This window comes from Pseudonocardia sp. Ae150A_Ps1, assembly GCF_001932315.1.
Taxonomy (GTDB): Bacteria; Actinomycetota; Actinomycetes; order Mycobacteriales; family Pseudonocardiaceae; genus Pseudonocardia.
The window spans coordinates 3,531,247-3,546,072 of the sequence record NZ_MCIJ01000001.1; the positions used below are offsets into that span (position 1 = coordinate 3,531,247).

Annotated in this window: 12 protein-coding genes; 4 read left to right on the top strand and 8 right to left on the bottom strand. The window is 72.3% G+C overall.

The window, feature by feature from the left end; genetic code table 11:
- Nucleotides 1–24 precede the first annotated feature (24 nt).
- Nucleotides 25–975, top strand: a complete 951-nt coding sequence (locus Ae150APs1_RS16450; RefSeq protein WP_075302199.1) for a D-alanine--D-alanine ligase — start codon at nucleotides 25–27, stop codon at nucleotides 973–975.
- 2,410 nt (nucleotides 976–3,385) lie between these two features.
- Here the strand turns inward: Ae150APs1_RS16450 and Ae150APs1_RS16455 are convergent.
- From Ae150APs1_RS16455 to rpmH, 8 genes are all read right to left on the bottom strand, one after another.
- Nucleotides 3,386–4,357, bottom strand: a complete 972-nt coding sequence (locus Ae150APs1_RS16455) for a ParB/RepB/Spo0J family partition protein (protein ID WP_060574428.1) — start codon at nucleotides 4,355–4,357, stop codon at nucleotides 3,386–3,388.
- A 30-nt stretch (nucleotides 4,358–4,387) separates the two neighbouring features.
- Nucleotides 4,388–5,281: a ParA family protein gene (locus Ae150APs1_RS16460; protein WP_010230521.1), complete on the bottom strand. Its 894-nt coding sequence runs from the start codon at nucleotides 5,279–5,281 to the stop codon at nucleotides 4,388–4,390.
- A 74-nt stretch (nucleotides 5,282–5,355) separates the two neighbouring features.
- Complete coding sequence (gene rsmG, locus Ae150APs1_RS16465) at nucleotides 5,356–6,030, bottom strand: 16S rRNA (guanine(527)-N(7))-methyltransferase RsmG (protein ID WP_075298734.1); 675 nt, start codon at nucleotides 6,028–6,030, stop codon at nucleotides 5,356–5,358.
- Nucleotides 6,027–6,557 (bottom strand): R3H domain-containing nucleic acid-binding protein, encoded by a 531-nt coding sequence (locus Ae150APs1_RS16470; RefSeq protein ID WP_075298737.1) that lies wholly within the window; start codon nucleotides 6,555–6,557, stop codon nucleotides 6,027–6,029. Before Ae150APs1_RS16470 ends, rsmG begins: the two co-directional genes overlap by 4 nt.
- Nucleotides 6,558–6,654: 97 nt before the next feature.
- A complete protein-coding gene (yidC, locus tag Ae150APs1_RS16475; RefSeq protein ID WP_075298740.1) occupies nucleotides 6,655–7,821 on the bottom strand; it encodes a membrane protein insertase YidC in 1,167 nt (388 codons plus the stop codon).
- Between the two features lie 40 nt (nucleotides 7,822–7,861).
- Nucleotides 7,862–8,197: a membrane protein insertion efficiency factor YidD gene (gene yidD, locus Ae150APs1_RS16480; protein ID WP_050802367.1), complete on the bottom strand. Its 336-nt coding sequence runs from the start codon at nucleotides 8,195–8,197 to the stop codon at nucleotides 7,862–7,864.
- 80 nt (nucleotides 8,198–8,277) lie between these two features.
- Nucleotides 8,278–8,664: a ribonuclease P protein component gene (rnpA, locus tag Ae150APs1_RS16485; RefSeq protein ID WP_075298745.1), complete on the bottom strand. Its 387-nt coding sequence runs from the start codon at nucleotides 8,662–8,664 to the stop codon at nucleotides 8,278–8,280.
- Between the two features lie 28 nt (nucleotides 8,665–8,692).
- Nucleotides 8,693–8,830, bottom strand: a complete 138-nt coding sequence (gene rpmH / locus Ae150APs1_RS16490; protein ID WP_029239552.1) for a 50S ribosomal protein L34 — start codon at nucleotides 8,828–8,830, stop codon at nucleotides 8,693–8,695.
- A gap of 505 nt (nucleotides 8,831–9,335) precedes the next feature.
- Here rpmH and dnaA point away from each other — a divergent pair.
- The 3 genes from dnaA to gnd all read left to right on the top strand — a co-directional run bounded on the left by dnaA (nucleotide 9,336) and on the right by gnd (nucleotide 14,821).
- On the top strand, nucleotides 9,336–11,048 hold the full coding sequence (dnaA, locus tag Ae150APs1_RS16495; RefSeq protein WP_075302201.1) for a chromosomal replication initiator protein DnaA: 1,713 nt from the start codon (nucleotides 9,336–9,338) through the stop codon (nucleotides 11,046–11,048).
- Nucleotides 11,049–12,545: 1,497 nt separating this feature from the next.
- A complete protein-coding gene (dnaN, locus tag Ae150APs1_RS16500; RefSeq protein WP_010230543.1) occupies nucleotides 12,546–13,706 on the top strand; it encodes a DNA polymerase III subunit beta in 1,161 nt (386 codons plus the stop codon).
- A gap of 167 nt (nucleotides 13,707–13,873) precedes the next feature.
- The gene (gene gnd / locus Ae150APs1_RS16505; RefSeq protein WP_075298748.1) at nucleotides 13,874–14,821 is read left to right on the top strand and encodes a phosphogluconate dehydrogenase (NAD(+)-dependent, decarboxylating); all 948 of its coding nucleotides are present in this window, start codon (nucleotides 13,874–13,876) and stop codon (nucleotides 14,819–14,821) included.
- Nucleotides 14,822–14,826: the final 5 nt, after the last annotated feature.

Below are 14,826 nucleotides of genomic sequence, written 5' to 3' on the forward strand. Positions count from 1 at the left end.
GCAGGCATGCCGCAGAATGCCCGGGTGAGCGATCGAACGGTGGCCGTGCTGGCCGGAGGTCTGTCCCACGAGCGCGAGGTGTCCCTGCGATCCGGTCGCCGGCTCGCGGGTTCGCTGCGGGCGAACGGCGTCGACGTGCGGGAGTGGGACGTCGACAGCGCCCTGCTGGAGCGGTTGCACAGCGACCGTCCGGACGTCGTCGCCGTCGCGCTGCACGGTGGCGAAGGGGAGAACGGTGCCGTCCAGCAGATCCTGGAGCTGCTGCAGATCCCGTTCGTCGGCACCCCCTCCGGAGCGTGCCGGCGGGCCTGGGACAAGCCGAGCGTCAAGGCCGAGCTCGTACGGGCCGGACTGACGACTCCGGACTGGGTGGCGCTGCCGCACTCGACGTTCCGGGAGCTGGGCGCTCAAGGGGTGCTCGGCGCCATCGTGGACCGGCTGGGGCTGCCGCTGGTACTGAAGCCCGACCAGGGCGGTTCGGCGCTCGGCGTGCAGGTGGTTCGATCCGCGGACGACCTCCCGTCCGCGATGGTCAGCTCCTTCGCCTACGCCGACACGGTGCTCGCCGAGCAGTTCGTCGCCGGGACCGAGGTCGCCGTGTCGGTCGTCCACGACGGCGACGAGGCGCGCGCGTTGCCCCCCGTGGAGGTCGAGGTGCCGTCCGGGTTCTACGACTACACCTCCCGCTACACACCGGGAGCCGCGACGTTCCACTGCCCGGCCCGGCTCTCCTCGGACGTGCAGCAGACGCTCGCCGAGACCGCCCTGACGGCGCACCGGCTGCTCGGGATGCGGGACGTGTCCCGGATGGACGCGATCGTCGACGGCGACGGCCAGGTGCACGTCCTCGAGATGAACGTGTCGCCGGGACTGACCGACACGTCGCTGCTGCCGACCGCTGTCGCGGCCGACGGGTCAGATCTCGCGACCGTGTACCAGGCGCTCGTCGATCGCGCGGCGACCCGGGACGACTGACGTGTTTCACGTGGAACCGGCCGGACCGCGGCCTGGTTCCACGTGAAACCATGCGGTCGGGGAGTGGTTGTCACCCCGGGCAGTCAGGCGGCGCACGGCCGAATCTGCTGCACGTCGCGAATTTCGTGGCCGCGCCACCCTGATCGACGACTGCGCGGCATCGCGTCGTGCCCGGCGTCTCGGCTCTTCCGCGGTCGCATCCCGGCCCGCCGGGGGCGCGGCCAGCCACACCTGGCGCAGGGATGTGGCCGTCGGGCAGCAGGCCCTCGGGGGAGGGGAGGAACTCCCGGTCGCGTGGCATCGACAGCGCAGCTCGACTCGGGACGACGGCGGGGGCGGTCCCACTCCCGTGCTCCGTGGGCGCGGCGGAGGGACCTGTACGGCATCTCTCAGCGCAGACCGTCAGGACTCGGAGTTCGTGTGGCTGCAGCCCGGCCAGGTCCCGGCCCACGGGTACGCACCCCGGCGGTCCACGATTCCGCAGCTGCACGGCGCAGCAGTCCCAGTCCCACAGCTGGGCAGCCCCACAGCCCGACTGCCCGGCAGCCCGGCAGCCCCACTGCCCACAGCCCCGCCAACTCCACAGCCCGCAGCTCTGCGGCCCCGCGGCTCTGCAGCCCCGCGGCCCCACAGCCCGCAGCCCTCAGCCCTCAGCCCTCAGCCCTCAGCCCTCAGCCCTCGCACTATCGCCGCCCCGCAGACCAGCCGGCCCCGCACTCTCACCAGTGCGCAAGACACGCAGCCTCGCGCGACCGAACGAACCGCTGCTCGGCGCTAACCGTCGACCGGGGCGCCGCTCGGTGGTGCCGCGGTTCCACGTGGAACATGCAAGACCCGGGATCGGCTGTTCCACGTGAAACACCACGCCGCAGACGAGACGCCCTGCGGGAGCTCCCGGATCTTTCATGCCGCCCTGACGGGTCCCCGACCGTGCCGCGAGCGTCCTTCAGAACGGTCCGCCCGCCGTTCCTGACGACGATCCCGCACGGCTACCACGATCCCGCCCGAGGCCGGGGGCGACAGATTGCCGCTGGAGATTCGCGTCCGTCACAGGCGCGGCCCCGCCCACCACATGCCACACGATCCACGACGACCGCGCGTCACCGACGAGCCTGACCGAGCGCCACGGCAGCGTCGTTCGCGCCGACCCGCACCGCGACGCCGACGAAGGCCACGCGACCCGCTCGTCCGCCGAACACCACCTCTGGGCCGGAGATCTGCTCATGGGAACGCGATCCGTCCCGCCGCCCTGGCCACCGGCTCCTGTCCACACACCCCCAAGCCACGACGGAGCCGAGCGCGCCGAGACCGGCCGGCACACCCAGCCGCGGGAGCTGACCACCCAGCGGGCCGGAATCGTGGACTGCGGGACCGCGGAACGGGCGGCCCGGACATCTGGTGCGGACGACCGTCCGGGCCGGGCAGGAGCCGAGATCCGCGCCGCCCCGCTCGTCCAGGAGCCGCGCCTCGACGTCGTCAAGACTCCGGCATGGGTCTCCGCCCTCGCTCCGGTCCGATCTCCCGCCCCTGGGCAACTCCGGTGATCACGGATCGGGCAGTCGAACGGCCATCTTTAGCCGGATCTCGTCCTGATCCGTGATCAACCCCCCTTGAGATCTGCGCGGTCTGAGCCGGCTTCTCCCGCACCCCCGATCGCTCTGCACCGCGCCTCCACGGCCCGGAACAGCCGGGACCTTCCGATCCCACAGGGCTCGCCGCTGCGCGGTCCAGCAGTCGGACGCACGGCGCTCGGGTGGTGCGGTCCTGTAGTCCGATGCCCGATGCTCGGCGGTGCGGTCCTGCCGTTCGAGGCGCGGCGCTCCGACGGCCCGGCAGCCCGACGACCCGGCAATCCGTCGGCCCGGCAGCCCGACGGCCTGTTGGCCCCGCGGCCCGACGGTCCCACGGCCCGGCAATCCGTCGGCCCGGCAATCCGTCGGCCGGCAATCCGATCGCCGGCGGCCCGATAGCCAGACGGCCCGGCCGTCCGGCGGTCCGGCGATCCGGCGATCCGGGGTCCGGCGATCCGCCTCGTCCGTGTGCGGCTCCGCCCCTACCCGGCAGGACTCCGGGGTGAGTGGAGCGCCAAGCCGGGGAGCAGACCCACGTCATGCCCCGAGCGTGCCCGCTTCACGTGAAACCGGACCGGTCCGACTCCATCCCGGGACTTAACCGATACAGATCCCGACTCCAGGCCCTCAGATCCCCGCAGCCCTTTCCGTGAGCCCCCCGGGCCCAACAACCACAGGAGAGCCACGCAAGGCCGTCTCCGTCCATCTCAGGACGCCCTCAAACGCACGCTCCCGACGGTGCCAGCGGGGGCGCCACCGGAACCCGTCTTCCTCCACGGGCAACCGAAACACCTGCGGCCGCCGCCCGGATCCGGACGGCGGCCGCAGGGGAGTGATCGTCAGTCCTGCTCGCGGATGCCCATCATCCCGGTGATCCGATCCAGGTCCTCGACCGAACCGAACTCGACGACGATGCGGCCCTTCCGCTGACCCATCTCGACCTTGACCCGGGTGTCGAACCTGTCCGACAGCCGGTCCGCCCGCTCGGTGAACTCCGGGCGCTGCTCGCCCCGCTTCCGGGCACGACGCTCCCGCGGCGGTCCGTCCTGGCGGGCGAGCACCACGGCTTCCTCGGTCGCCCGGACCGACAATCCCTCGGCGACGATCCGGGTCGCGAGGTCCTCCTGCCGGCCGGCGTCCTCGAGACCGAGCAGCGCACGCGCGTGTCCGGCGGACAGGACTCCGGCCGCGACCCGTCGCTGCACCGTCACCGGAAGCTTCAGGAGCCGGATCATGTTCGTGACGACCGGGCGGCTGCGCCCGAGGCGGTCGGCCAGCTCCGAGTGCGTCACCCCGAACTCGCCGAGCAGCTGCTCGTAGGCGGCCGCCTCCTCGAGCGGGTTCAGCTGGACGCGGTGGATGTTCTCCAGCAGCGCGTCGCGGAGCATGACGTCGTCGGCGGTGTGCCGGACGATCGCGGGCAGCGTGTCGAGACCGGCCCGCTGGGCGGCACGCCACCGGCGTTCGCCCATGATCAGCTCGTAGTCCCGGCCGGATCGGCGGACCACGATCGGCTGCAGCAGCCCGAACTCGCGGATCGAGTGCTCGAGCTCGCCGAGCTGCTCGTCGTCGAACTGGGTGCGCGGCTGCTTGGGGTTCGGGACGATCCGCTTCAGCGGGATCTCCCGGTACTCGGCGCCGCCGTCGACGACCGGGGTCTCGGTCTCCGCGTCGTCGCGCTGCACCGCCGGGGCCGGCCGGTGCAGCGGCGCACCGGCACCGTTGGATCCGGGCTGCTCCCCGCCCTCGGCCGGGCCGGTCGGGATCAGTGCGGCCAGGCCGCGGCCGAGGCCGCCCTTGCGCTCTGCCATCAGGAGCAGCCCTCTGTCCGGTCGGCCATGTCAGCGCCCGCCCGTGCGGTACGCGCCCGAGGCGCCGTGCTCGGCGATCTCACGGGCGGCGTCGACGTAGCTCATCGCGCCGCGGGAACCGGGGTCGTAGGCGAGCACGGTCTGGCTGTAGCCCGGCGCCTCCGAGACCTTCACGCTGCGCGGGACGACGGTGCGCAGGACCGTCGGGCCGAAGTGCTGGCGCACCTCGGAGGTGACCTGGTCGGCCAGCTTGGTGCGGCCGTCGTACATGGTCAGCAGGATCGTCGACACGTGCAGCGACGTGTTCAGGTGCGACCGCACCAGGTCGATGTTCGACAGCAGCTGTCCGAGGCCCTCCAGCGCGTAGTACTCGCACTGGATCGGGATCAGGACCTCGGACGCCGCGACGAGCGCGTTCACCGTCAGCAGGCCGAGCGAGGGCGGGCAGTCGATCAGGACGTAGTCGACGTCCAGCTTCGAGAGGGACTCCTCGTTCAGCGCCTGGGACAGCCGGGACTCCCGGGCCACCATGCTGACGAGCTCGATCTCGGCACCGGCGAGGTCGATCGTCGCCGGGATGCAGAGCAGGTTCGGCGACGCCGTGCTGACGGCCGCAGCCTCTTCGAGCGGGATCTCACCGAGCATGACCTCGTACACCGACGGCGTGCCGGTCCGGTGCTCCACGCCGAGCGCCGTGCTGGCGTTGCCCTGCGGGTCGAGATCGACCACGAGCACGCGCACGCCGTGCATCGCGAGCGCCGCGGCCAGGTTGACGGTGCTCGTGGTCTTCCCGACGCCGCCCTTCTGGTTGGCGACGCCCAGGACCCGTCGTTCGGCCGGCCGCGGCATGCTGTGGTCGTCGGGATGCAGTACGCGGGCGGCCCGTTCGGCCTCGTCCGCGATGGGGGTCCAACCAAGACTCACGCGCGGCCCTCTCTCCGTCGTTTCCCCTGCCGTTGTTTCACGTGGAACAGCCGAGGACGATGTCCTGCTCCTCATCATCGCCGTTCCTTCCTGCGAGTGCGTCGGGGCGCGCCGATGCGGGGGATCTCGACCACCGTGGTCAGCGGGTCGACGACACCGCTGCCGACCTCGTGCAACCGGGCATCACCACCCCCCAGTGCCCGGACCGCTTCCGCGTCGCGCGCGATCTCGTCCGGGGCGGAGGCGCCCTTCAGTACCAGCATCGCACCCCAGGGACGGAGCAGCGGCAGGCACAGCCCCGCGAGCCGGGCGAGCGGCCCGACCGCCCGGGCGGTCACCACGTCGGCGCCCTCCCATCGTCGCAGAACCGCAGGCTCCTCGGCCCGCCCCCGCTCCACGGCGACGTCGAGACCGAGATCGGAGACCACCTCGTCGAGCCAGTCCACCCGCCGGGCCAGCGGCTCGATCATGACGATCCGGAGATCCGGGCGGGCCAGCGCCAACGGTATCCCGGGAAGGCCCGCTCCGGAGCCCACGTCGACGACCTTCGCGTCGGGCGGTACCATCTCGGCGAGCACCGCACAGTTGAGCACGTGCCGGTCCCACAGACGGTCCAGCTCCCGCGGCCCGATCAGGCCGCGCTCGATCCCGGAGGTCGCGAGGTGCTCGACGTAGCGGGCGGCCAGACCGGCCCGCTCGCCGAACACCGTGCCCGCGACCTCCGGGACCGGCTCCCGATGTCCGTTCACTTGCGGTGGACGACGACCTGCCGGCGCGGCTCCTCGCCCTCGCTCTCGCTGACGACGCCCTTCACGGTCGCGACGGCGTCGTGGACGACCTTGCGCTCGAACGGCGTCATCGGGCGCAGCCGGGCCGACTCACCGGACGACTTGACCTCTCGCGCCGTCTCCAGCCCGAGGTCGGTCAGCTCGTCACGCCGACGCTTGCGCCAGCCGGCGACGTCCAGCATGAGGCGGCTGCGGCTGCCGAGCTGCTGCTGGACGGCGAGCCGGGCGAGCTCCTGGAGGCTCTCCAGCACCGCTCCCTTGTCACCGACCAACTTCTCCAGATCGGTGTCGTCGTCGGCGCCCTCGATGCTCACGATCGCGCGGCCACCGTCGACGTCGAGGTCGATGTCGCCGTCGAAGTCCAGGATGTCGAGCAGGCGCTCCAGGTAGTCGCCTGCGACGTCGCCCTCCTGGATCAGCATGTCGTCACCGGACGGCTTGTCCTGCACGTCGGTTCCCTCGGCAGGGTCCTTCGCAGTGGTGGGCACAGGGGTTCTCCTCTCGTCGGAACGCGGGTTCGCGATGCCCGGGCCCGCGCGGCGGTCGGGGGACCGCCGGGGCCGTCGTCGGCTCGCGGGTCTGTGGTCAGCGGCGCTTGCCGCGCTTGGACTTGGCGCCCTGACGGCGCTGCACCGGCTTCGCCCCGGGCTTCTTCTCACCGTTCCCGGCGGAGCCATTCGCTCCGGAACCGTTCGTTCCGGAACCGTTCGTGCCCGAACCGCCGGCGGACATGCCGTTGGCGGCGGTGCCGTCGGCAGTCCCACCGTCGGCGCCGGACCCGGCGGAGGCGCCGTCGGACCCCTTCGGCGCGGCAGCCTCCTCGTCCTCGGACAGCGGCTCGTCGGCGATGTCGCGGACGTCCTTCGCGGTGCTCTTACCGTCCTTGCGGACCGGCTTCTGGCCGGGGCGCGGGGCGAGGCTCTTGGCCGTCTCGACGGCCTTCTCGCGCTTCTCCGACTCCTCGGCGTCGATCCGCTTGTAGACGTGGTGCTGCTGCCACAGGGTCCACAGGTTGTTCGAGACCCAGTAGAAGAGAACGGCCAGCGGCAGGAACGGCGCACCGACGACGACACCGATCGGGAACACGTAGAGCATCAGCTTCTGCATGATCTCGGCCTGCGGGTTCGCCGCAGCGGTACCGGCCGCGATCTGCGCCTGCTGGCGATCCACCGAGTGGCGCGCGGTGATGTGGGTGAAGATGCCGGCCGCGATCATCAGCGGGACCATCACGACCCACTGCGCGACGTAGTTGCCGCCCAGGTCCGTGACCGACGCGGTGTTCTGCAGGGGGAAGATCGCCGACCCCAGCTTCGACCCGAACAGGTCCGAGTCGACGAACGACGCGTTCTCCTGGGCGTTGAAGAAGTAGTTCTCGGTCTTGCCCGGCTTGAACTCCCGCAGCACGTGGAACAGACCGATGAAGACCGGGATCTGCACCAGGATCGGCAGGCAGCCCATCAGCGGGTTGGCGCCGTTCTGCTGCTGGAGCTTCTGCATCTCCGTGGCGAGCTTCTGGCGATCGTTGGCGTACTTCTTCCGGAGCTTCTGCATCTCCGGCGCCATCTCCTGCATCTTGCGCATGGAGCGGACCTGCGTGACGAACGGCTTGTAGAGGATCAGCCGCAGGGTGAAGACCAGGAAGACCACCGACAGCGCCCACGCGAAGCCGCTGTCCTCGCCCAGCACGAAGCCGAACACCTTGTGCCAGACCCACATGATGAAGCTGACGGGGTAGTAGATGAAGTCCAGCACAGGTGTGTTGCTCCTCGTGGTCTCGGGCCGGGGCCGCTGGTCAGCGGTCCGTGCCGCTCGGGAAGCCTTCGGTTCGGGGCGGGTCGGTGGACGGCCGTTCCGGCTGTTCGCCGGCGGGCGGACGGCGCCGACCCCGCCGCCGTCGTCGCGGTGGCACGGGGTCCCAGCCGCCAGGGTGCCACGGTGCACAGCGCAGGAGCCGCCACGTGGTGAGTCCCAGCCCCCGGATCAGGCCGTGCACACCCAGCGCCTCGACGGCGTACGCGCTGCAGCTCGGGTGGAACCGGCAGCTGGGCATGAGGTTCGGGGAGATCCAGACCTGGTACCAGCGGACGGCGCCCACCGCGGCCCGTGCCCCGAGCGACCGGGGCCGCACCGGGGTGGGCTCGTCGCCCGTCGGCGACTCGCCGGCGGTGTGGTCGTCGACGGCGTCCCGCGCCGTGTCTTCGGGGCGGATCACCGCGCACTCTCCGGAGCCGGTCGCGGCCTGCGCGGACGGCGTGCCGCCCGCAGGGCCGAGTCGAGATCCGCTCCGAGTTCGGCGGACGTGGCCCGGCCCGCCGGGGGCAGCGCCCGGACGACGAGCGCGGCTCCCGCCGGCAGCTGGTCCATGCGGTCGGAGACGAGGTGCCGCAGGCGCCGGGTCACCCGGTGCCGGACGACCGCGTTGCCCACGGCCTTGCTCACGACGAAACCCGCCCTCGGCGAGGCGTGCTCGGGCACGCCGCCGGGGCGGGTCAGGTCGAGATGCACCACCAGCCTCGACCGGCCGGCACGTCGGCCACGCTTGATCGTCGAGGCGAACTCGGGCCGGCGGGTGAGCCGGGCGTGTGCCGGCAGCACGGCGCGGGCCGGTGGGGGCGCCGGCCGGTCAGGCCGAGACGGCGTTGCGCCCCTTGCGGCGGCGCGCGGCGAGGATCGCCCGGCCGGCGCGGGTGCGCATGCGAAGCCGGAAACCGTGCGTCTTGGCACGGCGGCGGTTGTTCGGCTGGAAAGTACGCTTGCTCACGGTCGGCTCTCCTGGTCGGCGGCTCGCAGGCGCCCTGCGACGCCGATGTTCTCTGCGGTCTGGCTCGGGTTCGTGGGGCACCGGTCGTCGTTCCGGCCGTCGCGCGGTGGCGATGGTCGTGGCGGACGGGCGCGACACGCCCTTCCTGACCAGTGTCCAGTCGTCAAGGGTACGCAGCGCGTTTCCGGAGGGTCAAACCACCCCCGGGCGCCCCCGGCCGCCCGGCGGGACGCCCGTCCGGCGGCTGCTGCTAGCGTCGCCGCCCCACCCGCCACCGGCGGGCGGTAACGACTGCCCGTAGCTCGACCGAAGACCACACACGACGCCGGACCGGCCGCCCCGTTGCGAGCCGGGCGACGCCTCCTGCGTACCTTTACGCACAAGTGTGGACAACTCTGGGGATGCAGCAACCCTGGGTAGCAGTGGACGCCTCCGAGTGGCGGTCGAACCGCTACTACAGGGGGAGCAGCACACCGACGGGGACGAGCGGGAGGGGGAACCGCGGATGACCGACCAGCCGGGCGATCTCGGCGCGGTCTGGAACCGGGTCATCGCCGATCTGTCGGGCTCGTCGGCCGATTCGGGCACTCCCGCACTCTCCCCGCAGCAACGCGCGTTCCTCCGACTCACCCGCCCGCTGGGGCTCCTGGACGGCACCGCACTGCTGGCCGCCCCGAGCGAGTTCGCCAAGGACGCCATCGAGCGCATCCTCCGCCGGCCGATCAGCGACGCGTTGGGCCGCCACCTCGGGGTGAGCGTCAACCTGGCCGTCGTCGTCGACGCCTCTGCCGCCTTCGGCGGCACCGAGGTGCCCGACCCGCCCGGGTTCGACCTGCCGCGCGGTGTCACCGCCGGCGACAGCGCGCGGGACACCGGCACACCCGAGGCCGCGGCCTCCGCGGCGCTGTCCGAGGGCTCCGACGACACCTCCGGGACCGTCGCCCTCGACGACGGGACCGAGCCGGCGACCGGCACCGGGGACGACGGGCCCGGCACCGCCGCGGACGACCTCCCGGCCGCCGACACCGGCCGGAGCCGGGCCTACCCGTCCGAGACGACCGTGTCGTCCGGGGGATGGGCACCGCAGCCGCCGTCGGCGGACAGCGGCTCGCGCGACGGCGGCGGGACCTCCTGGCCCGCCTACACCGCGCCGCAGGCCGGCGACCCGGTCGCGCCGCGGTCGCAGACCCGGCTCAACGAGCGCTACACCTTCGACACCTTCGTGATCGGGGCGTCGAACCGGTTCAGCCACGCCGCCGCTGTCGCGGTGTCCGAGGCGCCGGCGCGGGCGTACAACCCGCTGTTCATCTGGGGCGAGTCCGGGCTGGGCAAGACCCACCTGCTGCACGCCGTCGGGCACTACGCTCAGCGGCTGTTCCCCGGGATGCGCGTCCGGTACGTCAGTACCGAGGAGTTCACGAACGACTTCATCAACTCCCTGCGGGACGACCGCAAGGTCGCCTTCCAGCGCCGGTACCGCGACGTCGACGTCCTGCTGGTCGACGACATCCAGTTCCTGGAGGGCAAGGAGGGGACACAGGAGGAGTTCTTCCACACCTTCAACACCCTCCACAACGCGAACAAGCAGATCGTCGTCTCCTCCGACCGGCCGCCGAAGCGCCTCGAGACGCTCGAGGACCGGATGCGCACGCGCTTCGAGTGGGGGCTGATCACCGACATCCAGCCGCCCGAGCTGGAGACCCGGATCGCGATCCTCCGGAAGAAGGCCGCGCAGGACCGGCTCGCCGTGCCCGGTGAGGTGCTGGAGTTCATCGCGGAGCGGATCGAGCGGAACATCCGCGAGCTCGAGGGTGCGCTGATCCGGGTCACGGCGTTCGCGTCGCTGAACCGGCAGGCCGTCGACACCCAGCTCGCCGAGATCGTGCTGCGCGACCTCATCCCCGACTCCGCCGCATCCGAGATCACCGCGCCGACGATCATGGCGGTCACCGCCGAGTTCTTCGGCGTCACGCTCGACGACCTCTCCGGTCCCGGGAAGACGAAGGCGCTCGCCCAGGCCCGTCAGATCGCGATGTACCTCTGCCGCGAGCTGACCGACCTCTCCCTCCCGCGGATCGGGCAGACGTTCGGCGGCCGGGACCACACGACCGTCATGCACGCCGACAAGAAGATCCGCAACGAGATCTCGCTCCGGCGGAAGACCTTCGAGCAGGTGCAGGAGCTGACCGCGCGGATCAAGCTGCGCGCCCGGCACTGACCCGGCACCGACCCGGCTTTCCCCCGCGTCGCCGGGCTCCGCTCCGCCGACACACCCGGTCCGGTCGACGTGTCGTGGGCCTCCCCGGTGCCGGTCACGCACCCCGGTACCAGTCCACGCACCCCGGTACTGGCCCGCGCACCCCACGCGTGGGGTGCGTCAGGCCGCGAACGGGTGCGCCGGGTTCCGAACCGGCGCGGGCAGGTGCAGCGCGGCCCTCTGCGGCACGAACCCTCCGCAGCGCCTGCGGGTTCGGCACGGGGGATCCGGCACGGCGGGGTCCGGCACGGCGGGGTCCGGCACAGGGGGCCGGCACGAGAGGGGCGGCACGAGAGGGGCGGCACGGGCGCATCCGGCACGCGGCGGCGAGCGCGGTGGGCGAGCCGACCGTTCCGCGCGTCGTGCTCTGGCGGCACGACGCGCGTCGCCGACGGGACGGCCGCGTCGGGCAGCCGTTCCTGCACAGGCACGGCCCCGTCTCCACAGGGCCCGGGGTGATCATCACGGCCCTGCCGGGCCGATCACGGCTCGCACCGGTACCGATTCCGCCGCACCCACACGGACAACAGCCCTGAGATCCGTTCTCCGGCGTTACGAGGAGCCGTCCGGGATGATCGGGTACCCGCGCCACACCGCCGTCGAGGCGGCCGACCCGACCCCGAGGCCGGTCGAGTCGATCCCGATCGGGTCCGGCGTGGCGTCACCCGCGTGTCGCTCCCACGGTTCCCGTTCGTCGTCCGGTAACGGGCGTTCGGCGCTCCGCCACTCCGGCAGGTGATCGTCATCGACGTAGGAGCCGTGACTCTCCGTGGAGATCGCGGTAACGGATGAGGCGTATGTGGGTTCATCGCGCAACGCAGGAGTGCTGCGAGGCGTGCGACGGCCATCACCCACGGTCCACGATCCACCACGTTTCCACCCACATCTGGGGACAACTCTGTGGATGGACCGCGCCGAGCCCGTGGACGGATGGCCCGGGATCGGTGGACAACCCTGTGGTGAACCCGGGATGAATCGGGGACGGATGGGGGTCGACGTCGTCCGTCCACCGCCGGCGCGAGCTGTCAACGGAAGCCCCCACGGGCACGTCCCCAGTCGACGCGGCCTGCTGACCAGCACCGATGCGGCCCATCCACACTGTGCACAGGACCTATCCCTACTACGGGTTTTCTCTCTCTAGAACTTCTTCCCCAAAACACCTGTGTGGAAGGGACACGAAGGGGGCTCACGGTCCGGGCACACCCCGTCGCGGACCGGACGTCGCTCCGCCGTCCCCGAGTGCCGGGGTGGCGTGGAAACTGTCGGGGCGAGGCTCTACCGTGAACGTCCCGGCGAACCCCGGGTCCCGATCCCGCACCGGCCGTTCGGCCGCCGCCCGCTCCGGGCGGCACCGTCCGGCGGGGCGACGGGGGAGGGGTCCGTCCGCCGCAGCACCGCCGTCCCGTCGACGGCCCGGCCCACCGGCCGTGGTCGCGGCGCTACCGGGGAAGGTCCTTGATGAAGTTCCGGGTCGAACGCGACGTCCTCGCGGACGCGGCCGCCTGGGTGGCCCGCAGCCTTCCGGCGCGCCCTCCGGTGCCCGTGCTCGGCGGGGTCCTGATCCAGTCCGACGGTTCTGACGAGACGGCCGGCGAGAAGCTGACCGTCTCCGGCTTCGACTACGAGACCTCGGCCCGGGTCGAGCTGGACGCGACCGTCGGTGAGCCGGGCCGGATGCTGGTCTCGGGCCGCCTGCTCGCGGACATCACCCGGGCGCTGCCGTCGAAGCCGGTCGACCTGGTGGTCGACGGGGCGCGCGCCACGATCAACTGCGGGAACAGCCGGTTCAGCCTGCCGACCATGCCGGTCGAGGACTATCCGCAGCTGCCCGACATGCCGCAGAAGGCGGGCTCGGTCGCCGCAGACGCGCTGGCTGCCGCCGTCGCACAGGTCGCGGTGGCCTCCGGTCGCGACGACACGCTGCCGATGCTGACCGGCATCCGGCTGGAGATCGAGGGATCGCAGCTGACGCTCGCCGCGACCGACCGGTTCCGGCTGGCCGTCCGCGAGCTCGAGTGGTCCCCGGAGGACGCGTCGATCTCGACCGCGGTGCTCATCCCGGCGAAGACCCTCGCCGAGGTCGCCAAGACGCTCGCCGGTTCCGGGACGGTCGACGTCGCGCTGTCGGCCGGCGACGGGATGCTCGGGCTGACCGGCGGTGGCCGCCGCTCGACCAGCCGCCTGCTCGACGCCGAGTTCCCGCGGTTCCGCCAGCTGATCCCGGCCGAGCACACGACCGCGGTCGAGCTGGACGTCGCGATGCTCGTCGAGGCGATCAAGCGCGTGTCGCTGGTCGCGGACCGGGTCGCCCAGATCCGGATGGAGTTCGGCGAGGACGGCCTGCGCCTGGCCGCGGGCGGCGACGACGTCGGGTCCGCGGAGGAGGAGCTCCCCTGTGCGCTGGACGGGAACCCGCTGACCATCGCGTTCAACCCGGGCTACCTGCTCGACGCGCTCGGTGCCCTGCACACCGACCGGGCACAGCTGACCTTCACGACGCCGAACCGTCCGGCACTCGTCCGGCCGGTGCCCAAGCCCGCCACCGACGACGGCGAGGCGCCGTCGCCCGAGAAGTCCGGGTACCTGCACCTGCTGATGCCGGTCCGCCTGCCCGGCTGACCGGGTCCCACCGGGCAGGGCCGCCGTGAGCGGGGTCCCCGGATCGGCGACCCCGCCGGGCGAGCGCGGCGCCGGAGGGGAAGACTCGCCCCCGGCGTGATCGACGAGGGCCGCCAGACCCCCGCGACGCGGCGGGCCGGCGGCGCGTGACACAAGGGGGCATCGCAGTGCAGATCGGTCTGATCGGCCTGGGCCGCATGGGCGGCAACATGCGTGAGCGGCTGCGCGCCGCCGGGCACGAGGTGGTCGGGTTCGACCCCCGGCCCGAGGTGAGCGACGTGGCGTCGCTGCAGGAACTGGCCGGGGCGCTCGAGGCGCCGCGGGTCGTGTGGGTGATGGTCCCGTCCGGCGAGCCGACCCGGAACACCGTCGCCACGCTCGCCACCACGCTCGCGTCCGGCGACCTGGTGATCGACGGCGGCAACTCCCGCTACACCGACGACAAGCCGAACGCCGAGCTCCTCGAGGCGCACGGCATCGGCTACGTCGACTGCGGCGTCTCCGGCGGGATCTGGGGCAAGGACAACGGCTACGGCCTGATGGCGGGCGGGGAGCCCGCGCACATCGAGCGCGCGATGCCGATCTTCGACGCGCTCCGGCCCGAGGGGCTGCGCGAGGAGGGCCTCGCGCACGCCGGCCCGGTCGGTGCGGGCCACTTCGCGAAGATGGTCCACAACGGCATCGAGTACGGCCTGATGCAGGCGTACGCCGAGGGCTTCGAGCTCATGCAGGCCAGCGAGCTGATCACCGACGTGCCCGGCGTGATCCAGGCGTGGTCGCGCGGCACCGTGGTCCGCTCGTGGTTGCTGGACCTGCTGGTCGACGCGCTCAAGGAGGACCCGGAGCTCGCCGACCTCGAGGGCTGGGTGGACGACTCCGGCGAGGGCCGGTGGACGATCGAGGAGGCCATCGCGCACGCCGTCCCGCTGCCGGTGATCTCGGCGGCGCTGTTCGCCCGATTCTCCTCCCGGCAGGACGAGTCGCCGGCGATGAAGGCGGTCGCGGCGCTGCGCCAGCAGTTCGGCGGTCACGCGGTCAAGGAGTCCGGCCCGGCCGGCGCCCCCGGTGACAAGGCGGGTCCGAGCTCCGGTTCCGGCTCGACCCAGGGGGGCTGACCACG